Source organism: Metaclostridioides mangenotii (assembly GCF_017873185.1).
Lineage (GTDB): Bacteria > Bacillota > Clostridia > Peptostreptococcales > Peptostreptococcaceae > Metaclostridioides > Metaclostridioides mangenotii.
In genome coordinates this window covers 560479-583244 of record NZ_JAGGJX010000001.1, presented here as the reverse complement: position 1 = coordinate 583244, position 22766 = coordinate 560479, and the positions used below count along the sequence as shown (strand labels likewise).

The 22766-nt window shown below is 32.4% G+C and carries 18 protein-coding genes and 1 pseudogene; 18 read left to right on the top strand and 1 reads right to left on the bottom strand.

Features of this window, described 5'->3' with window-relative positions:
• The first annotated feature begins 47 nt into the window (after positions 1–47).
• From J2Z43_RS02825 to J2Z43_RS02745, 17 genes are all read left to right on the top strand, one after another.
• The gene (locus J2Z43_RS02825) at positions 48–1442 is read left to right on the top strand and encodes an amidohydrolase family protein (protein WP_209455754.1); all 1395 of its coding nucleotides are present in this window, start codon (positions 48–50) and stop codon (positions 1440–1442) included.
• Positions 1443–1512: 70 nt separating this feature from the next.
• Positions 1513–1983 carry a (2Fe-2S)-binding protein gene (locus J2Z43_RS02820; RefSeq protein WP_209455753.1) on the top strand — a complete coding sequence of 157 codons (471 nt, stop codon included), beginning with the start codon at positions 1513–1515 and terminating at the stop codon, positions 1981–1983.
• 1 nt (position 1984) lies between these two features.
• A complete protein-coding gene (locus J2Z43_RS02815; protein ID WP_209455752.1) occupies positions 1985–4198 on the top strand; it encodes a xanthine dehydrogenase family protein molybdopterin-binding subunit in 2214 nt (737 codons plus the stop codon).
• 88 nt (positions 4199–4286) lie between these two features.
• Positions 4287–4970, top strand: a complete 684-nt coding sequence (locus tag J2Z43_RS02810) for a flavodoxin family protein (RefSeq protein WP_209455751.1) — start codon at positions 4287–4289, stop codon at positions 4968–4970.
• 74 nt (positions 4971–5044) lie between these two features.
• Complete coding sequence (locus J2Z43_RS02805) at positions 5045–6451, top strand: amidohydrolase family protein (RefSeq protein ID WP_209455750.1); 1407 nt, start codon at positions 5045–5047, stop codon at positions 6449–6451.
• 49 nt (positions 6452–6500) lie between these two features.
• Positions 6501–6953 carry a (2Fe-2S)-binding protein gene (locus J2Z43_RS02800; protein WP_209455749.1) on the top strand — a complete coding sequence of 151 codons (453 nt, stop codon included), beginning with the start codon at positions 6501–6503 and terminating at the stop codon, positions 6951–6953.
• Between the two features lie 67 nt (positions 6954–7020).
• Entirely contained in the window at positions 7021–7815 is a 795-nt protein-coding gene (locus tag J2Z43_RS02795) for an FAD binding domain-containing protein (protein ID WP_209455748.1), read from the top strand.
• On the top strand, positions 7805–10084 hold the full coding sequence (locus J2Z43_RS02790) for a xanthine dehydrogenase family protein molybdopterin-binding subunit (protein ID WP_209455747.1): 2280 nt from the start codon (positions 7805–7807) through the stop codon (positions 10082–10084). The genes J2Z43_RS02795 and J2Z43_RS02790 overlap by 11 nt, the downstream gene beginning before the upstream one ends.
• A gap of 13 nt (positions 10085–10097) precedes the next feature.
• Positions 10098–11408: an amidohydrolase family protein gene (locus tag J2Z43_RS02785; protein WP_209455746.1), complete on the top strand. Its 1311-nt coding sequence runs from the start codon at positions 10098–10100 to the stop codon at positions 11406–11408.
• 47 nt (positions 11409–11455) lie between these two features.
• Positions 11456–12541 (top strand): dihydroorotate dehydrogenase, encoded by a 1086-nt coding sequence (locus tag J2Z43_RS02780; protein WP_209455745.1) that lies wholly within the window; start codon positions 11456–11458, stop codon positions 12539–12541.
• Positions 12542–12879: 338 nt separating this feature from the next.
• Positions 12880–14661 carry a glycerophosphodiester phosphodiesterase gene (locus tag J2Z43_RS02775; RefSeq protein WP_209455744.1) on the top strand — a complete coding sequence of 594 codons (1782 nt, stop codon included), beginning with the start codon at positions 12880–12882 and terminating at the stop codon, positions 14659–14661.
• A gap of 238 nt (positions 14662–14899) precedes the next feature.
• A complete protein-coding gene (gene yqeC / locus J2Z43_RS02770) occupies positions 14900–15664 on the top strand; it encodes a selenium cofactor biosynthesis protein YqeC (RefSeq protein ID WP_234925945.1) in 765 nt (254 codons plus the stop codon).
• 86 nt (positions 15665–15750) lie between these two features.
• Positions 15751–16332 carry a molybdenum cofactor cytidylyltransferase gene (mocA, locus tag J2Z43_RS02765; protein ID WP_209455743.1) on the top strand — a complete coding sequence of 194 codons (582 nt, stop codon included), beginning with the start codon at positions 15751–15753 and terminating at the stop codon, positions 16330–16332.
• Positions 16319–17338 (top strand): molybdopterin-binding protein, encoded by a 1020-nt coding sequence (locus J2Z43_RS02760; RefSeq protein ID WP_209455742.1) that lies wholly within the window; start codon positions 16319–16321, stop codon positions 17336–17338. Before mocA ends, J2Z43_RS02760 begins: the two co-directional genes overlap by 14 nt.
• Positions 17339–17430: 92 nt before the next feature.
• Entirely contained in the window at positions 17431–19059 is a 1629-nt protein-coding gene (locus J2Z43_RS02755) for an ABC-F family ATP-binding cassette domain-containing protein (RefSeq protein WP_209455741.1), read from the top strand.
• Between the two features lie 138 nt (positions 19060–19197).
• Positions 19198–19470 carry a site-specific integrase gene (locus J2Z43_RS02750; RefSeq protein ID WP_209455740.1) on the top strand — a complete coding sequence of 91 codons (273 nt, stop codon included), beginning with the start codon at positions 19198–19200 and terminating at the stop codon, positions 19468–19470.
• Positions 19471–19838: 368 nt separating this feature from the next.
• Positions 19839–20093, top strand: a complete 255-nt coding sequence (locus J2Z43_RS02745) for a glutaredoxin (RefSeq protein WP_209455739.1) — start codon at positions 19839–19841, stop codon at positions 20091–20093.
• Positions 20094–20187: 94 nt separating this feature from the next.
• Here the strand turns inward: J2Z43_RS02745 and J2Z43_RS02740 are convergent.
• A pseudogene (locus tag J2Z43_RS02740) lies at positions 20188–20499 on the bottom strand (IS3 family transposase); the annotation flags it as partial.
• Positions 20500–20609: 110 nt separating this feature from the next.
• Between J2Z43_RS02740 and J2Z43_RS02735 the strand changes: the two are divergent.
• Entirely contained in the window at positions 20610–22655 is a 2046-nt protein-coding gene (locus J2Z43_RS02735) for a sigma-54 interaction domain-containing protein (RefSeq protein ID WP_209455738.1), read from the top strand.
• Positions 22656–22766: the final 111 nt, after the last annotated feature.

Below are 22766 nucleotides of genomic sequence, written 5' to 3'. Positions count from 1 at the left end.
GAAATGTATTATAATAATAAATTTTATTTCAAATGGAGGGGACTTAAGTGATCGATATACTTATAAAAAATGCAATAATTGTTACGGTAAATAAAAATAGAGAGGTTTTATTTGATGGAGCTATAGCAATAAAAGACGACAGAATACTAGATATAGGAAATTCTAAAGATTTAGAATTAAAATATACAGAAGTTAAAAAGGTAGTAGGAGGAAATGGAAAAGTAATCTTCCCAGGATTTATAAACACTCATAACCATCTTTTCCAAGTGCTTCTTAAGGGGCTTGGAGATGATATGGCATTAGACGGGTGGTTAAACAGCATGATGTTCCCGTCAGCTAAGTTTTTAACTGAACAAGACACCTATGATGCAGCTATGCACGGATGTGTAGAAGGACTGAAGAGTGGAATAACTACAATGGTTGACTACATGCACACTCACAATAGAGCTGGTCTAACAGATGGAATTATAAAAGCTTATCAAGATTTAGGTATAAGAGGTGTAATAGGAAGAGGATGTATAGATCTAGGTATTCACAAAGAACTAATTGAAGATGTAGTAACAGTAGAAAAAGATCTTAGAAGATTATTCGATAAATATCATAACTCTTATAATGGCAGAATCAAACTATGTGTAGCACCTTCTTCAATGTGGGCTATATCAGAAGAAATGGGCAGAATGTTGTGGAAGATAGTTAAAGAATACGATTCATATTTTACAGTTCACTTATCAGAAACTGATTTTGCAAGAAACAAAACAAAAGAGATACATGGAGAAATAGATATTAAACTACTTGAAAAGTGGGATATATTAGGTCCTGAAGTTGTAGCGGTGCACTGTGTATGCGTTGATAATGAAGATATAGAAATTCTTAAAAAATACAACATCAAGGTTTCACATAATGTTGCAAGTAATATGTATTTAGCATCAGGTGTGGCTCCGGTTCCCGAAATGTTAAAGGCTGAAATAAATGTAAGTTTAGGATTGGATGGCGCCGCTAGTAACAACTCACAGGACATGGTAGAGCTTATGAAACTTACAGCACTTCAACATAAAGTAGACAAATGTGATCCACTAGCCATATCAGCTGAAAAAGTTTTAGAGATGGCAACTATTGAAGGGGCTAGAACTCTTAGAATGGAAGATGAAATAGGATCGCTTGAAATTGGTAAAAAAGCAGACTTAGTAGTGTTTAATTCGATGCTTTCTCCAAAATCGATACCACTTCACAACCCAGTATCTACATTAGTTTACTCATCTACTATGGACAATATAGAAACTGTAATAGTAGATGGAAACATGATAATGGAAGATGGAGACATTAAAACAATTGAAAGTGAAGAAAAAGTATATAAAAATACACAAAAGGCAGCAGAAGAATTATGTAAAAGAGCTGATATAAGTAATAGGATGGAAGGCCATACATGGAATAGCTTGTTCTAAGACAGATTTAAATTAATATTTCAACTTGTAAATTACATAAAAGCGCTTATTTATTCTTAGGAGGTTAAATATGAAACAGATAAAATTAGATGTAAATAATTACATTTACGATGTATATATAGAAGAAAATGAAACTCTTTTATATGTACTTCGTGAAAAGTTAAATTTAACGGGGGCAAAAATAGGATGCAATAGCGGTAGTTGCGGAGCATGTAAAGCTTTAATAGACGGTGTTGATAGGAAAACTTGTAAAGCGCTTGCTAAAGACTTTGAAGGTAAAAAGATTGTTACAATTGAAGGATTTGCAGATGGAGATAAGCTTCATCCAATACAGAAATCATTTATTGAAGTGGGGGCAGTTCAATGTGGCTACTGTACTCCGGGAATGATTATAACAACACAGGGACTTCTAAATAGAAATCAATCACCTAATGAAGATGAAATTAGAGAAGCTTTCAAAGGAAATCTCTGTCGTTGTACTGGATATGTAAAAATTATAGAAGCAGTTAAGCTATCTGCTAGAAAGTTAGGAGGTAAGTAATATGGAAAGAGTTATAGGTAAATCTTATCCTGTGAAAGATGCAGCTCTAAAAGTAACAGGACAACTGAAATACGTTTCAGACCTTAAACCTCAAAACGTATTACACGCTAAATTGCTCCTAAGTCCTGTTGCACATGCAAAGATAAAGAGTATAGATGTGGATGAAGCTTTAAAGGTTGAAGGTGTAAGAGCAGTGGCAACACATTTAAATTCTTCCAATATAAGATACAACGGAGCACTTAGATTCTTTGAACACGATATACCAAAAGATGAAGCAGTGTTTAATAAAACTGTTAGATATGTAGGGGATAGGATTGCAGCTGTTGCAGCCGAGACAATTGAAGCGGCAGAAAAAGCTGTGAACCTAATAAAAGTTGAGTACGAAGAGTTGCCAGCAGTGCTTACTATACAAGATGCAATAAAAGAAGGTGCGGATTTAATTCACGGTAAAACAAATAAAATCGCAGAAATGGAGATAGATGCGGGGAATGTAGATGAAGCTTTTGAAGAATGTGATAATGTATTTGAAGATGAATACAATGTACCTGCAATACACCATGGTGCAATAGAAACACATTCAGTAATTGCTCACTATGACTACAACCACAATTTAACAGTTTATACTCCTTGCCAAAATACATTTGCATTTAGAATAATACTTTCTCAGATATTTGAGATGCCACTTCACAAGATTAGAGTTGTAAGACCGGCAATAGGCGGATCATTTGGTGGAAAACTTGAGATGACGATAGAGCCAGTGGCAGCAGTACTATCTATAATGACAAAAAGACCTGTAAAGCTTGTATTAAATAGAAAAGAATCTATTATAGCTACAAGAACTCGTCATGGTGCTTATGTAAAAATAAAAACTGGTGTTAAAAATGATGGAGAGATATTAGCGCAAAATATTGAAATATACACAAATACAGGTGCATACGCATCGAGTGCGCTTAATGTTATGGGTGCACTAAGCCACAAGGTATACAAAGTATACAAAATTCCTAACATGAGATTTAAAGGGATTCCTGTTTATACAAATACGCCTATAGCCGGTGCTATGAGAGGTTATGGATCTCCACAAGTATTTATGGCTCAGCAAGCACAGATCGGTAAAATAGCAAAGACTTTAGGATTGGATTTAACTTATGTTCAAGAGAAGAATTCAGCTGAACCTGATAGTGTAGATGTAAGATTTAACGCACCTCTTGGAAATCCAAGAATACTAGACTGTATTGAAAAAGGAAAAGAGTTATTTGGATGGGATGAGAAAAAGAGACTACCTAAAGAAGAAGAAAAGTACTACAGGGGAGTCGGAATGGCCATAGGTGCTCACGGAAACGGAGTTTTTGGAGCTCATAGAGATGTAATAACTCTGACTCTTAAGCTAAACGAAGATGGAACTGCAACACTTATCACTGGTGTTCACGATATGGGTAATGGAGTTGCTACAATGCAGACTATGATGGTTTCAGAAGTTTTAGGTATAAGACCAGAAGATGTTGAGACTTATGAAGCAGATACAGATGCGTGTACATTTAACTTAGGGGACTATGCGAGTAGAGGCGTGTTTGTAGAAGGTGCAGGAGCTAAAAAGACTGCTGAAAAATTAAGAGAGATGATATTAGTAGAAGCAGAAAAATTAATGGAAGTTCCAAAAGAGAATTTAATACTTGAGGATGGTTTAGTTGTAAATAAAGAAGACAAAAATCAAAGCAAGACTCTATCAGATGTAGCGGTATTTACTCAAAGTAAATCATTGAAAGAACTATCTGTTGTAGAGAGCTTCTCATCTCCAGCGGGGATAACATCCTATGGAGTGCACTTTGCAGAAGTACTAGTAGACAAAGAAACTAAGAAAGTAAAGGTTGAAAATTTCGTGGCAGTCCACGATGTTGGAACAGTAATTAATCCTATGAATCTACAAGGACAGCTAGAGGGCGGAATTCATATGGGTCTAGGATACGCTCTTAGTGAAGAAGTAAATTTCGATGAAAAAGGAGTTCCTTTAAATGATGAGTTCACATCTTACAAAATGCTTAGAGCAAATGAAATGCCCGACATAAGGATTCATTTTGTAGATGGATTTGAAAAAGATGGACCGTATGGAGGTAAGAGTATAGGTGAATGTGCAGTAGTGCCATCAGCACCAGCAGTTGCTAATGCCGTGCTAGATGCTACTGGAATAGAAGTTCATTCATTGCCAATAAAACTATAATAATTAATCTTAAAGGCTTATAGAAATGTTGAGTAATCTAAATCATTAATTTAAAAATTATAATATAGAGATGAAAAGGGGAGACATTATGGCTAAAATATTAGGAATTTGTGGAAGTCCAAGAAAAGGTGCAACGGAATACGCACTTATGGAAGCTTTAAAAGAGGTTGAAAAGATACCGGGAATAGAGACAGAATATTGGTCAGTTAGAGGTAAAAAAATTGGACCTTGTGTTCACTGTGATGCCTGTATTAGAAATAAAACTATGTGTATCATAAAAGACGATATAGTAGAGCTAGAAAAGAAAATACTTGAAGCTGATGGGATAATAGTTGCTTCACCAGTTTATGATATGAGCATTACAGCTCAACTTACAGCGGTATTTAATAGATTAAGACCGATGTACTTAGTTCACTCAGGAGAGTTACAAAACAAAGTAGGAGCTGCTATAACAACTGGTGGAACTAGATATGGCGGAGAAGAACTCGCTAAACTGCCAATAATAAACTTTTTTCTAATGCACGAAATGCTAGTAACTGGTGGACTTGGTGGATGTTATATAGGCGGTACAATATGGAGTAAAGACGAAAAAGCTAAAGGAGCAAAAGAAGATGAAGTAGGAATGGATTCGGTTGTAAGACTTTCAAAAGGTGTAGCTGAAGCTGTAATGGTTTCAAAGTGCGGATTAGAAATCTGGAATAAGCAGAAACAAGAGTTAAACTTAGCACAAGATGAAAAATCTCCACTCAGAGATCACTTATCGACAATATAAAAAAATTCATAAATAAAGGTCTGATGTTGATGTTACATCAAAAGCAAAATAAAATAAATTTATGAGGTGAAAAGATGATCGATATTCTTATAAAAAATGCAATAGTAGTTACTGTAAACAAAGAAAGAGAAGTACTATTTGATGGGGCAATAGCAATAGAAGGAAATAAAATACTTGATATCGGAAGTTCAGAGGAAATAGTTGATAAATATTGCGATGCTAAAAAAGTTATCGATGCAAAAGGTAAGGTTATATTCCCAGGATTTATAAATACACACAACCACTTATTTCAGACCCTGTTAAAAGGATTGGGAGATGATATGGTTTTAAAAGATTGGCTTGAAACTATGACATTCCCAGCAGCTAACTATTTAGAGCCAAAAGATACTTACGACGCAGCTATGTTGGGATGTGTTGAAGGACTTAGAAGTGGAATAACAACTATGGTTGATTACATGTATCCTCATAGTAAGCAAAATTTATGTGATGGGATAATAGACGCCTATAAAGAACTAGGAATAAGGGGGATACTTGGAAGAGGATGTATGAATACTGGAGCACAGTTTGGAGTTCATCCAGGAATAATGCAAGATGTAGAGACAGTTGAAAGAGATGTAAGAAGACTTTTTGAGAAACACCACAATTCAGAAAATGGAAGAATAAAAATTGGAGTTGCACCAGCGGCAATATGGTCTAACTCACAAGATATGTTAGAGATGCTATGGAGAATAACTAAGGAGTACGATAATGCGCTATTTACAGTACACATTTCAGAAACACCTTTTGATAGAGAGGCGGCAAAAGAGCTTCACGGAGAGTATGATATAAATGTTTTAGAAAAATTAGGAATACTTGGGCCAAATGTGCTTATGGTTCATTGTGTATACCTAACTGAAGATGATATGGAACTTACTAAAAAACACGATATGAAAGTATCTCACAACACTGCAAGTAATATGTATCTTTCTTCAGGGGTAGCTCCAGTTCCAGAGATGCTTAAAAAAGGTATCACTGTTAGTTTGGGAGTAGATGGTGCTGCTAGCAACAATTCACAGGATATGTTAGAACTTATGAAGCTTACAGCGCTTCAGCATAAGGTTAACAAATGTAATCCTCTAGCTATTTCCGCAGAAAAAGTTCTTGAACTTGCGACAATAGACGGTGCGAGGGCTATAGGTATGGACGATGAAATTGGATCTTTAGAAGTTGGGAAGAAGGCAGATTTACTTATATTCAATCCGATGTTATCGCCTAAAGCTATACCTATGCACAATCCAGTTTCTACATTAGTTTACTCATCGAGCTTAAAGAATATCGAAGGAGTAGTAGTAGACGGAAATGTAATAATGGAAGATTCAAAAATTCTTACTACAGATGAAGAGAGAGTGCTTAGAGACGCACAAAATACAGCTGAAAGACTATGTGAGAGAGGATCAATAAAAAATAGAATGGAAGGCCACAAGTGGAATAGCCTTTACTAATAAATTTTGAGTTAATTATATTTACTATACTGAATTTGGAGTGATATATTTGATTATTAAATGTACTATAAATGGGAAAAAGAGTGAATTAAATATTAATCCAGATGACTTTTTAGCAGATACACTTAGAGAAAACGGGTATGTGAGTGTTAAAAAAGGTTGCGACACTGGATCATGTGGCCTATGCACAATAATGATAAATGATAAAGCAGAGCTATCATGCAATTTCCTTTCAGCTAGAGCAGATGGTCAGAATATCACAACTCTAGAAGGGGTGCAGAAAGAGGCAAAAGAATTCGGAGATTTTCTTGCAGAAGAGGGAGCAGATCAATGCGGATTCTGCGCTCCGGGATTTATAATGATGGTTTTAGCTATGAAGATAGAGTTAAAAAATCCTACTGAAGAAGAAGTTATAGATTATCTAAATGGAAATTTATGTAGATGCACTGGATATAAGGGTCAACTTAGAGCTATACACAGGTACCTAAATTCAGTGAAATAACAATTACTTAAACTATAATAAGTAATAAGATATTAGAAATAAAAAATTCATACAAGAGGGGGATATTATGGTAACCATAAAGGAGTATGTGGTCCCAACGAGTTTAGACGAAGCTTATGAATTATTAACATCTAAAAGAAACAACGTAGTACTAGGCGGAAGTAGTTTTCTAAAATTGGGCAGTAAAAATATAGGGACAGCAATTGATCTTAAAGATATAGATTTAGACTATATAGATGAAGACGATGAAAATATACTTATAGGTGCAGATGTAAGCCTTAGAAAATTAGAACAAGATAACTTAATAAAGACTTACTGTGGAGGTATAATCTCATGTGCAGTATCTAATATAGTGGGAGTGCAGTTCAGAAATGGAGCTAGGATTGGTGGTAGTGTTTTTTCAAAATATGGATTTTCTGATTTAATTCCCCCATTACTGGCAGTTGGAGCTAAGGTTAAACTTTACAAAAGAGGTACTTTAGATTTAGAAGAGTTTTTAGAAAGCGACTACGAGAAAGATATACTTGTAGAGGTTATATTAAAGAAAAAAAAGGCTAAAGGAATATTCGATTGTATAAGAAAATGTACAGGTGATTTCCCAGTATTAAATGGAGCTATAGTCTGTGAGGATGAAAAGTACACAATTGTAATAGGTGCTAGACCTCAAAAAGCAGTAATAGCTAAGAAAGCCAGTGAAGTACTAACTATTGAAAAGGATATAGAAAAGGCATCGGATTTAGTTAAAGAAGAGTTGTCGTATGGCAGCAATTTAAGAGGTAGTAGAGAGTATAGATCTGATATGGCTAAGGCACTGGTGACAAGAATGTATATGAGTATTGGATGTGATAAGGATGATAAATAAAGGGATAAGAAAAATTGATAGCGAGGCAATAGTTACTGGTAAACCTATATATACTGAAGATCTTATAATGCATAAAGATGTACTTACAGTTAAATTAATGAGAAGTCCTCACGCATTTGCGAAAATTAAAAATATAGATGTAAGTAAAGCTCTTAAAGTTGAAGGTATAGTAGATATATATACGTACAAGGATGTACCCAATTATAGATATTCAATGGTGGGGGAGTCTTATCCAGAAGCTTCTCCCCATGATCAGCTAATTCTTGAAGATGTAGTCAGATATGTAGGAGATGAAGTAGCCATAATCGCAGCTGAAGATGAAGAATCGGCTTTAAAAGCAATGAAACTTATTAAAGTTGAATACGAAAAGTTAGAGCCGATATTGGATGCTACTAAATCAGAAAATAACCCGATATTAATTCACACTGAGGACGATCTATTTTCTCCGTTCGACTTTGGACTTGACGCAAGTAGGAATATAGTTTCAAGAGAAAAATTTTCAAAGGGTGATGTAGATAAAGAGTTTGAAAACAGCGATGTGGTTATAGAGAGATCGTATATAACTCAGCCTCAAGCTCACTGCATGATGGAGACGCATAGGGCGTATACATACATCGATGCAAACGCTAGATTAGTAGTTATATCTGCCAACCAGTCAGCTTATCATATGAGGAGACAAATAGCCAGAGCTATAGGTTTAAAGCACTCACAAATAAGAGTTATAAAACCTAGAATCGGAGGTGGATTCGGAGGTAAAAATATAGCAGTAACTGAGATATATGCTTCTTTTGTAACTTGGATGACTAAAAGGCCTGCAAAGCTTATATACACTAGAAAAGAAACTTTTGCTATGACAAATACAAGACATCAAATGTTCTTTGATATAAAATTAGGTTCAGATAAAGAAGGAAATATAAAAGGTATAGAGCTTAGGGCGTTAAATAATACTGGAGCATATGGAGATAATGGCCCTTCTGTTTGCTCAGAGTCAGGTCATAATACTCTACCTGCTTATAACGATGTGCCAGCAATAAAGTTCGATGGAAGAACTGTATATACAAATTTGGTTCCAGGTGGAGCACTTAGAGGATATGGAGCTACTCAAGGTACATTTGCTCTAGATAGTGCTATAAATGAGTTGGCTCAGGAACTGGGAATGGACCCAATAGATCTTAAACTTAAGAACATAATAAAGGATAAATCGGATGGAGGAATAATGAACTTTCCGATTAGAACCTGTAAACTGGATGAGTGTATCAAAAGAGGTAAAGAATTGATAGGATGGGATGAAAAATATCCTATTAGAGAAATTGGAAATAACAAAGTTAGAGCGGTAGGAATGTCTATAGCAACCCATGGATCTGGTATCTCAGGGATTGATATGGCTATTGTAAATATGAGAATGGACGAAGATGGAACGTATAAACTTATGTCCGGATCGTCAGACCTCGGAACTGGTTCAGATACTATATTAGCTCAAATAGCAGCTAAGGCATTAAATACTACTTTAGATAGAATATCTGTTCATACAGGGGATACCGATATGTGTCCATACGATACAGGTGCATTTGCATCTTGTACGACTTATGTAACAGGAAGTGCAACAATAAAATCAGCGGAGAGTTTAAAAGCAAAGATATTAAAAGTAGCAAGCAAAAAACTCGAAATTCCAACAGAGGACTTGATGTTATTTGAAGACAGAGTTTGCAGTATAAATGAAATTGATAAATTTGTACTTCTTGAAGAGTTAGGAAGGGAATCAGTTGGAGGTGGAGACCAAGAAGTACTTTATTCATCCGAAAGTTTTGGAATAAAAGAGAGTGCCAAACCTTTCTTGGCGGGATTTGTTGAGATAGAGCTAGACAAAACTACAGGTGAGTTTGAAATAATAGACTACGTTTGTACAGTAGACTGTGGAGCGGTTATGAACCCGACACTTGCGAGGATACAAGTAGAAGGTGGCGTTACTCAAGGGATCGGTTTAGCGGTCTATGAAGAGCCAAGACATGATGAGGATGGGAATCTTCAAACAACTAGTTTCCTTCAGTACAAAGTCCCAACTAAAAAAGAAGTTAAAAATATACAAGTAGAGTTTATAGATAATTACGAGCCATCGGGCCCTTATGGAGCAAAATCGCTTGGAGAAATAGTAATACACACTCCAGCACCAGCGCTAGCAAATGCAGTATACAATGCTGCAGGAGTAAATATTAGGGAATTGCCAATAACTGCTGAAAAAGTATATATGTCTATGAAGAATAAAAAATAGGGGGTAAGCATTTATGATTGCAATAAAAAGTAAGTTCTTAATGTCCTCTGTAGATGATATATACGCTGATCACGCTGTAGTTATAGAAGACGAGATTATAAAAGATATAATTCCAAATGTGGAGTTAAGAAGTAAATATCCTGGTGTAGAGATTATTGACAAATCAGAAGCAGTGGTAATGCCAGGATTTATAAATGCTCATATGCACCAGTATGGAGTTCTATCTAGAGGAATTCCAGCCAATGTTGAATTTAATGATTTTGAAGGTTTTTTAAATGACTATTGGTGGCCATTTATAGAAAATAGAATAGGTTTAAGGGAAGTTAAGGCAACTACTGTCACTTCAGCAATTGAGCTAATTGAATCAGGTGTCATAGGTTTATGTGACACTCTAGAAGCTCCGAATACAGAAGAAGGAACTCTCATAGAACAAGGTAAAATTATAGAAAACTTAGGAATGAAAGCAGTAATATCCATTGAAAGCTGTGAGAGGATAGATTGTGAAAATGGACTTAAGTGTTTAAAAGAAAATGCTGATCTTATAAGATGGAGCAAAGAAAATAGTAAATTGATTTCAGGGATGATGTGTACTCACACTAGCTTCACATGTTCAGCAGATTTTATAAAAAAAACCAAACAAATGGCTCTAGTATTAGACGCTCCAATGCAGTTTCACTTATCCGAAAGTACTTACGAACCAAATTACACAGCTAAATACTTTGGAACAAAACCTGTAAAGTACTACAATGATTTAAATATTCTAGATGAAAATATACTTGTATCGCAATGTGTTAAAGTTGACGATGAAGAAATAGAGATATTAAAGGAAAGAGGAACGAAGGTAGTTCATATGCCACTGAGTAACTGTGAAATAGGAGGAGGTTTTTCGCCAGTACAGAAAATGCTAGATGAGGGTATAAAAGTCGCGCTTGGAACCGATGGATATATTAATGATTTCTTTGAAGTAATGAGAGGGGCTTTTTTAATACATAAGTCGGTTGCAGAAGATACGACAGTCATGTCTGCAAAGACCGTACTTCAAATGGCTACTGAACATGGAGCATACGTTTTAAACTTAAAAGACTCCGGAAAGATAAAAGTTGGAAATAAAGCAGATGTAATTGTCTTAGAAAATAAATTCAAAACACCTATAAACCTTGATAATATATATGATCAAATAGTTGTGCATGGAAGAAAAGAGTTTGTATCAAATGTATTTATAAATGGAAAGAGGGTTTTAAAGGATTACGAATTATCTGGTGTAGACAAAAAATCTGTTGAAGAAGATATGAAAAAAGTAGCGGAAGATTTCTGGAAGTTTTAATTAAGTTATATAAATAAATATCGATAAGATGGGAAAAGAGGCATAGTATGTATAATTTTTTAGGAAAAGAATTAAAATCACCATTAATAATAGGATCAGGGCCTTTAACATATAGTGCTGAAGGATGTAAGATACTTAGCGATTCAGGTGCTGGTGCTGTGGTCACTAAAACTATAAGGAGATTAAGAGCTATAAATCCAGCTCCACATATGGTTAGAAACACAAATAATGCACTAATAAATAATGAAAAATGGACTGACTTTGAGCCAGATCAATGGATAGATTACGAGATTCCAAAGATGAAGGAAAATGGGACTGTTTGTATAGCATCAATTGGTCACACTCTTGAGGAAAGTAGCGAGCTTGTAAAAAAAGTGGAAGTAGCAGGAGCTAATTTTATAGAATTGGTTTCTTACGATTATAACGATCTTATCCCGATGCTTAAAGATGCAAAAAGCAAAGTAAAAATACCCATAATAGTTAAACTGCCGCCAATGGCTGATGATATATCAAATCTATGTAAATCATTAGAAGAAGCAGGAGCTGATGCTATAACAGCTTGTGACTCTGTGGGACCTGCTTTTAGGATTGATATAGAGACAGGAAGACCTCTTTTAGGTGGAGATGGATTTGGATGGTTAAGTGGAGATGTTATAAAACCAATAACGCTTCATAAAATATATGAAATACGACAAAAGGTAAGTATACCTATAATAGGTCTTGGAGGATGTGTAAGCGGAGATGATGCTGTAGAGATGATTATGGCTGGTGCCGACTTTGTTGGAATCTGCTCGGTAGTTATATTAAAAGGACCTGAAGTAATAACTAAAATCCACAAAGATCTAAATGCAAACTTAGATAGATTAGGTTATGGAAGTATTGAAAACGCACGTGGGGTAGTCCACAAACACATGGGAACTGTAAACGAGAGAGAGAGTTTTGAGTTTACTTTTGTAGAAGATAAATGTGTGAGATGTAGAATGTGCGAAAAAGTATGTGCGTATCAAGCTAGAAAGCTAAATGACAAGATGGAGTTAGATGAGAAAGAATGTAGATACTGCGGACTATGTTTATCAGTATGTAAGCCAAAGGCACTAGGAAGAAAGTTAGATACGTTAAAAGTTATTGTTTAATAAAATATCGATCGACTAGAGCTGATGAATTAAAGGAGCTGTATCAAAAAAATTTTTGAGACAGCTCCTCTATTTATTTTTATTATATTTTGTAGTAGTATAACTTAAAGAGATTTTTTATTTCAAATAGATATTTAAAGAAACTATGGATTGAACAAATACAACTTCTCGATATTTATCGAGTGGGCTTTTTTATTTTTTATGAAATGTAGGGAGAGTGATAAATTGAAGGTAAACAGTAAAAGAATACAAAATGCAATAGAAGTGATTGGACAGTATAATTCAACACTGGGAAATGGCTGTACTAGATTTCGGATGAAGAGGGATAGGTATTAAAAATGTTAAATATAAAATTATTTTTTAAAAATTTAATCAGATATTTAGAAGTAGTATCTATACCCAGTTTAATAATACTTCTAATTTTGATTCCGATACTTTCAAGTGTTACAACATTTATACTAGATATAAGTGGGATATCTTTTATATCGTATACGAATATAAAAGATATACTATTAAATCATCCTATAACATTATTGGGGTTATTAACAGTATTTTCTATAGTGATAATAACGGTATTTCTAGAATTTACTTTTTTACTTTTAAGTGTTTACTACATAAGGATGGATAAAGATATAAAAATTGGGAGGATAGTAGCATTAACTGTTGATCAAATTAGTAAAGTTTCGCCGGGATCTTTTGTATTCTTTATATTTTATTTTTTACTGATACTTCCATTTAGCGGATTAGGGTATTCAACAGCATTGTTATCAAAAGCCGCTATACCAAATTTTATTATCGATTACATATTTGAGGGAAAGTTTGTATATATAGCACTACTTGCTATTTTCTATTTCGTTATGTTCTACCTTGCAATTAGATTGGTATTAGTTTTACCACTTTTGATTTTAAAAAAGAATACTATAAAATCAGCAGTAGTTGAAAGTTGGAATATCACAAAAGGTAAAATTCTTAAAATCATTTTTAGGTTTATGTCGGTAGTAGTAGTTTTTGTATTTGCAGTGATTTTAGTATTTTTTTTACTTTACCAAATGCAAGTATTTTTTGACAATAACTTACCTGATTTAGCACTTTACAGTGCAGTAGTGTCTCTACTTTTAATTCAGCTTATAGCAATCGTTTTAACAGCATATATAACAGTCTACTTTTTTGAACTGTTACTTGAAATTCTATTTAAAAGTAAAGCGATTAAATGCCAACCAAATAATAGTCTTAAGTACCATAAAGATAAATACAATAAAATAAAAATTAACGATATATTGATTAGAATAAGTGTGCTTATAACTATAGCTGGTGTTTTATATTTCAATTTTGCTTATATGCAGGGGCTTTTGACATCAAAACCTATGACGATATCTCATAGGGGAGTTAGCTTGAGAAATGGTGTTCAGAATACTTTAGATTCATTAAATACTATAGTTGATCACAGTCCAGACTATGTAGAGATGGATATTCAAGAAACTAAGGATCATAAATTCGTAGTTATGCACGACAATTCTCTAAAGAAACTAGCTGGATTAAAAGCGAATACCTCCAAGCTTACTTTAAAAGAGCTTGAAGAAATAACTATACGTGAGAATGGATTTGAAGCTAAGATACCAAGCTTTGATGATTACTTGAAAGAAGCAAAACTAAAAAATCAAAAACTTTTGATAGAAATTAAAACAACTAAATATACTAGTGATGATATTGTAGATTTATTTATAAAAAGATATAAAGCTAACATATTAGAAAATGAGCATATAGTACAGTCATTAGACTATAAAGTTGTAACAGAATTAAAAGAGAAATCACCTGAGCTAAATGTAGGTTACATACTTCCATATAATTTAGCGGGTATGCCGAGCATTAGGGCAGATTTCTTTACTGTAGAATATACTACTATAGGAGGTAGGTTTGTAGATAAAGCTCACAAGTTAGGTAAAAAAGTTTTTGTGTGGACGGTAAATGATGAAGAGGTTATAAATAATATGATATTCCTAAATGTAGATGGAATTATAACTGACAATATGACTCTACTAAATAGGGTTATAGAGGATGAGACTAATTCTCCGACTTATGCGAATAGATTATTAAGTTTTATATCCGAATTATATGGTTAAATTAATACTATAAAGTTAAAAAATATCCTAAAAGTATTTTAATTAATGCCTTTAGGGTATTTTAATATATAAACAGAATATGTATAATTTTTATTTACAAATCAATTTGCTTCAAGCATGGAACAATATTTATAATATTGAGATGAGGTGTCAATTTAATATTATAATAATAATATAAAAGTGAATATGAATTAATAAATACATGTTGTAATTAATTGAGGAAAGCAGAGGGATGCTTATGAGTTTAGATAGTTTAATTGATATAAAAAACAGTATGGATAAAAAAGAAATAATAACCGTAGTAGGGGCGGGGGGAAAGACATCATTTATAGATTCGATAGCACAAATATATAGAAAAAAATCTAGAGTGCTTTTAACTACTACTACAAAAATTTTTGTTCCGTGTGAAGCTTCCTATGAAAATATGATCTTACTGGATGATATTTCTGAAGAGGAACTTTCAAATTTAAATTTTGTAAAAGGTATTACAGTATGCGGAAAATGTATTAATGAAGACAATAAAATTGTAGGAATCGATTTTAAAGATCTAAAAAAGCTTGAGGATAAATTTGATTTGATCTTAATTGAGGGTGATGGATCAAAGAAAAAGAAACTAAAGGGATGGAATGACAACGAACCTATAGTATATGAAAATACCACAAAAACTATCGCTATATTAGATATCACTTCTTACAATATGAAGATAAATGAAGAGAATATACACAGATTAGATAAGTTTATAGATCAAATAGGATATAAAAACAATCTATATAAAAAATTAAACAAAGGTGTAGATGTATCTGATCTAGTAAAGATTGTATTAAATAAAAAAGCTCTATTTAAAAACTCAAAAGGGGAAAGAGTACTATTTATAAACAAAGTTGAAAATAATGGAAGAGAAGCTATAGCTAGAGAAATTATGAAATCAATTATAGAAAAAGATGAAAATATAAAGTTGTATTTTGGGAGTATTAAGCAAAATACATGTACACTATACAAATAAACTATATTTAAATGTGGAAATATAGTTGAAATAAATACTATAATGTATTTTAATATAATTATGTAGAATTATGAGGATGATATTATATGATAAGTGCGATTATTATGGCTTCTGGATTATCTAGAAGGATGGGTGAGAATAAATTGCTGTTAAGGTACGGCAATTCTATTTTGGCTGAGAATGTATTTAGAGTAGTTAAAGAGATGAATTTTGACGATGTAGTCGTAGTTAGCCAGTATGAAGAAATTTTTAAACTAAGTGATAAATATAATTTTAAGATTATATACAATAAAAATGCTGAAGTAGGTCAGAGCGAGTCCATAAAATTGGGATTAAATAATGTTGTGAATTCTAAGGGATATATGTTTTTTGTAGCGGATCAGCCTTTTTTTGATATATTTTATTTAAAAGAGCTAGTTGAAGAATTCAAAAATGATCCTGAATATATTGTGATACCGAGAAGCAATGGAAAAACTGGAAATCCAGTCATCTTTCCGTGTAATAAAAAGGGAGAGCTAATGAATTTACAAAATGATGAAAAAGGTAAAAAAGTGATAGTTCAATCATCCAAAATAAAATACGTAGAAGTACCTGAAAAGATGTTACTTGATATTGACACAATAGAAGACTACAAAAGGTTGGGAGGAAATAAAGATGAAATTAATTAATACAGTTGATGCAGTTGGGCAAGTTTTGCTACACGATATAACTCAGATAATTCCTGGAGAATTTAAGGGAAGAAAGTTTAAAAAAGGACATGTTGTAAGTGAAGAGGATATTCCTGTACTTTTATCACTAGGTAAAGATCACCTTTATGTGTGGGAAAAAGAAGAGGGTATGGTTCACGAAAACGATGGAGCAGTATTTTTAAGGGAACTAGCAGCTGGTGAAAATCTAGATTTTTCTGAGCTAAAAGAAGGAAAGATAGATTTCTTTGCGGCTTGTGATGGATTGCTTAAAATAGATAAAGAAGCTTTATTTGATTTAAACTATGTAGATGAGATTATGATGGCTACTCTTCACGATAATTTTGTGGTTAAAAAAGGGTTAAAAGTTGCTGGAACTAGAGTTATACCTCTTCTTATACACGAAGATAAACTTAAAGAAGTAAAAGAAGTTGTTGGAGATAGAAAAATAGTAAATGTGGTACCGTTTAAGCCTAAAAAAGTTGGTATAGTTACTACAGGGAATGAAGTATTTTACGAGAGAATAAAAGACAAATTCGGTCCAGTTATAGATAAAAAAGTTAAAGATTTCGGATGTGAAGTTATCGGACAAACAATCTGTCCAGATGATAAAGAAGTCATAACAAAAGCAATAAAAGACTTTATAGATCAAGGTGCTGAGCTTGTATGTTGTACTGGTGGTATGAGTGTAGATCCAGATGACGTAACTCCTACAGCTATAAAAGATACTGGGGCCGATCTTGTAACTTATGGTTCTCCAATACTGCCAGGTGCGATGTTCTTACTTGCATACTATGGAGAAGTTCCAATAGTAGGAATACCGGGATGTGGAATGTACAGTAAAATAACAGTATTTGATGTTGTTTTACCTAGACTATTAATAGATGAAAAGCTTACAAAAAGAGATATAGCAGCTTACGGTCATGGTGGGTTATGTATGAATTGTGAGGTATGTACTTACCCTGCATGTAACTTCGCGAAAATATAGTGATATTAAGGCTTGCGCCTTGACTTAATCCTATATTTATTATATGATAACAATGTTGCGTAAATATAAAAAGAAGAAAGGAAATATCATTAATGTTACAAGTTACGGATGTAGGTCTAAGATTTGGTGATAAAGAATTATTTAAAGAAGTTAATTTAAAATTTACAAAAGGTAACTGTTACGGGATAATCGGAGCTAATGGTGCAGGTAAATCTACGTTCTTAAAAATATTATCTGGTGAAATAGAACCAAATAATGGTAATGTATCTATTACAGATAAAGAGAGAATGTCAGTACTTAAGCAGAATCATTTCGAATACGAAGAAGAAACAGTTATAAATGTGGTAATTAGAGGTCATGAAAGACTTTGGAATATAATGAGCGAGAAAGATGCTCTATACATGAAAGAAGATTTCAGTGAAGAAGATGGTATAAAAGCTGCGGAATTAGAAGGAGAATTTGCTGAACTAGATGGATGGGATGCAGAGACTAATGCAGAAAAAATACTAATGGGTCTTGGGATAAACAAAGACATGCACTATAAACTAATGAAGGAATTAACTGGGGGAGAGAAAGTTAAGGTATTATTAGCTCAATCTCTATTTGGTAAACCAGAAATACTACTAATGGATGAGCCGACTAACCACTTGGATTTCAAATCAATCAACTGGTTAAATGACTTCATAATGGATCTTGAAGATTCAATTGTAATCATAGTTTCGCATGATAGGCATTTCTTAAACAAGATATGTACAAACATAGTAGACGTAGACTTTGGTAAAATCCAAATGTACGTAGGTAACTACGACTTCTGGTACGAATCAAGTCAATTAGCATTACAACTATCAAAAGATCAAAACAAAAAGACTGAAGAAAAGATAGCTCAATTAAAAGAGTTCATAGCAAGATTTAGCTCAAATGCTTCTAAAGCAAAGCAAGCTACATCTAGAAAGAAACAATTAGATAAATTAGAACTTGATGATATACAACCTTCTAGAAGAAGATATCCATACGTTGGATTTACTCCAGCCAGAGATATCGGTAACGAAGTACTTGAAGTTCACAATTTAACAAAGACAATAGACGGAGTTAAAGTATTAGATGATGTATCATTTAGATTAGCAAGTGACGATAAAGTCGTATTCCTAGGTGATGAATTATCAACTACTGCTTTACTTAATATACTTATGGGTGAGCTGGAACCAGATAGTGGAAGCTTCAAATGGGGAGTTACAACTACTCAAGATTATCTACCAAAGAACCACAATAAATTCTTCGATGGTGTAAGTTACTCACTAGTAGATTGGTTAAGACAGTTCTCTGAGGAGAAGAGTGAAAGCTTCATAAGAGGTTTCTTAGGTAGAATGCTTTTCTCTGGAGAAGAAGCTCTAAAAGAAGCTCAAGTATTATCTGGAGGAGAAAAAGTAAGATGTATGCTTTCTAAGTTAATGCTATCTAATGCGAACGTGTTAGTATTAGACGATCCAACTAACCACTTGGATCTTGAGAGTATAACTTCAGTGAATAAGGGGCTTGAGAAGTTTCCTGGAGTACTTCTATTTACTTCTCATGACCATCAATTTATTTCTACTCTAGCTTCTAGAATTATTGAGATTACCCCAAGTGGTCTTATGGACAGAACTATGGATTTCGATGAGTATCTAGATAGTGATGATATTCAGAAACAGTTAAAAGAGATGTATGGAGATGCTAAGAAGTAGATTGATTTAAGAAAAAATGATAGATGAGTGCTATCTAAATTATATTGTATAACAAAAAATATCTTTTTATTTAATCTAAGATGAAAAAATGTGTGCTAACATTTTTGATTTTTAATTTATTTAAAGAGGTATTTTTTTATGCAATTAAACGAATTGATTGAGGAATTTTTAATGGAGCTAGAAATACGGAATTCCAGTAAAGAAACTATAAGGAGTCATAAAAATAGTTTGAAAATCTTTAATGAGTATTTGGGTGATGTTGAAATTGAAGAAGTAAAATCTATTGATGTAAAAGCTTTTACTATATTTAATAAAGAAAGAGGGTTGAAACAGAAGTCACAAAATATATATATTTCTTCAATTAGGGCTTTATATTCCTATTTGATTGAGGAAGATATAGTAATGAAATAGTAAACCTAGAGTTGTACCAATATCTAAGAAATTAATAAAACTTATGATGAAGTATGAGAGAGTTTACAGTCTAAGATTGAATATGTAATCGTTGAAATATTTCAAAAAAATATTCAAACATTAACTGAAAGTAAAATGGGTTAAAAAAGATATATGTTAAAACTGTTTAACCCATAGAAAATATTCAAATAATATTAAGTGGTATAATTCAAAACATAATAAAACAAAACAAACCTAGAATTACTCATAAAAACAAAAAAATGAATAAAAACATTTATTTTGATTTATTTGGCATACCTGTTGCTATATATAATTAATAACTCTGAACTTACCAGAGAATAAATTTTAAATTTTAGGAGGATATTATTATGAAAGTAACAGTAGTAGGAAGCCATTTATGCCCAGACACATTATATGCATTATGTCAATTAAGAGACAAGAATATAGAGGTTGATTTCAAAGATTTATCATCAAGCTTACCAGATTTAAAAGAGTACCTAACTCTTCGTGATGGCCTAGAAATCTATAACAGTATAAAGGCTGAAGGTGGAATAGGAATCCCATGCTTTATACAAGAAGATGGAAGTAAAACATTCGACTTGCATGAAATTTTAGCAAAATAATCAAATATGGATGTTTCGATAAATACAATCAATAAAAAAGGGGATGTCTCAATAAAATGGACCCTTTGTCAAGTATACTATAAAAAAAAGGGTGCTATGAGACTCCAAGAAGTTGATTCCTGTATTGTACAGGAGTCAGCTTTCTTAAATTCCACTGACAACGGTCATTATTATAATAATCCATATAATCATCAATTAAAATTTTAAGTTCTTCTAATGTTGTACAGTTTTTACAATCAATTTCATCCTTCATATGTCCAAAGAATGACTCCTGCGGAGCATTATCCCAACAATTACCCCTTCTAGACATAGACTGGCCTAAGTTGTTTTTCTTAAGTAGTTTTTGAAATATTGGACTTGTATAATGAGAGCCTTGGTCAGAATGAATAAAAGCATCTTTAATTAGGTATAAATTAAAAATAGGTAAAGAATTAGAAATGAGAATTTTTGATTTATAAATAAATTATTGTTATAATCGATTGTAAGTTATATATTATTGCAGTATAAGGAGTTGCTATGGAAACTAGAGAACTGGCTATAATAACATTAAAAAAAGATGCAGGGGAAATTTATGCAAATCAAATAAAGTATTTTTTAGGTGACAATACAAAAATAAACTTATACTCCTTTGAAGAGGGGAATGTTAAATTTTTTAATGAAAAGGTTATACTTATTTCTGTAAAGTTAAAGTATGATGATATTACATCGATATGTTCAAATGATACACAAATCATAATACCAAGCCTAACTTTTGAAAAATCTAGTTTTAAAAAGATCTCAAATATAGATAAGAATAAGACTGTATTTGTATATAATTTATCTAAAAGTATGGCACTTGAAACTATAACCATAATACGTAGATTAGGGATTAATAAACCTAACCTTTTACCTAGTTATCCTGGATCTGATAATATTTTGCCTAATTCTGTAGTTTTGACTCCAGGAGAAGAAATTTTAATCGAATCTTATAACAGTGAAATAATAGATCTTGGCTATAGAATAATAGACTTAGGTTGTATAGCTGATATAGCAATTAAGTTAGACCTAGAGCATTTAATTAAAGAAGATTTACTGAATAAATTTATAGATAAAATCGTCCCGACTAGTTATATTACAGAAAAACTTTTAGTAGGTCAAACTAGATTAGAAAATAAGTTTGAATTTTTACTATCTTCTATCGATGAAGGATTAGTTTGTATAAGTGAAGATAAGATTGTTCAGTTTTATACCCATGAAGCTAGAGAAATATTAGGTGTAAATGATAATGACATGATTGGAAAATACATTGGTAACTATATAAAATCTTTTGATTTTAGTCAAATAAAAAAGGAGACAAAAAACCAACAAAAACTTGTTAAGGTTAATAATATAGATATAAATTTAGAAATTAGATATGCAGATATAAATGGATTTAGTGGGTTTATAATAAAACTAGCTAAGTTTTATGAGGTTGAAAAAAAGCAAGCAAAGCTTAGGACCCAGCTTTTAAGTTCTGGTAATGTAAGTAGATATAGTTTTGATGATATAATTGGTTATAGTGAGGATATAATAAATAGTAAAAAAATTGCCTATAAAATGGCACAATCAAATTCATCTATATTAATAATAGGTGAAAGTGGAACAGGTAAAGAGCTTTTTGCTCAATCAATACATAATGTATCATCTAGAAAACAAGGGCCATTTGTTGCGGTAAACTGTAGTACTTTTCAAGAAGAACTTTTACAAAGTGAGCTATTCGGATATGATGATGGAGCCTTTACAGGGGCTAAAAAAGGTGGGAAGATAGGTCTATTTGAGCTTGCCAACAAAGGGACTATATTTTTAGATGAAATTGGAGAGGTGGACTTAAATTTACAGGCAAGTCTACTTAGAGTTATTCAAGAAAAACAAATTAGAAGGATTGGTTCAGATAAAGTTATTGATGTAGACATTAGAATCATAGCCGCTACAAATAGAGATATAAATAAATTAGTATGTGAAAATAAATTTAGAAAAGATCTATTTTATAGATTAAATGTTCTTCCTTTAAAAATAAGTCCCTTAAGAGATCGCATCGGAGATCTATTTTTAATATTCGATTCGTTTAAGAAAAACTTAGATGCTCACTTTAACCTTTCTGATGAAGTTGTAGATATATTTAAAAGATATAATTGGGAAGGAAATATAAGAGAATTAAGAAACATATCTGAATATTGCTCTTATTTAGATAAGAGTTTAATTGAAGTATCTGACTTACCTGACTATATATTTGAATCTTTAGGAGTTAAAAATAAATGTTTAAAATTACTAAATGAAAAAGATCTAGATAAGTTTAAATTTAAGAGAGATTTAACTGATTATATTTTTGTTTTGGATAAAATATATCGAGCTTATAATCTTAAACATAGGATAGGACGAAGAAAAATATATGAATATGCAATAGAGGAAAAGGTATTTTTAACTGAACAGCAAATTAGGAGTATTCTTATTGAACTTCAGGACTTTCAACTTGTGAAAATCTTATCGGGTCGTGGAGGAACTATAATTACTGAAAAGGGAAGAGAATTTCTAAAACAATACTAGTTAAAATCTACCTCGTCTATACTATTGATAGAATCCACGGAAAAGCGAGTGTTTCAGAATTAATTTTTCAATTAGTTTTGAAATACCCTCTTTTTAGTTTTGATATATTAT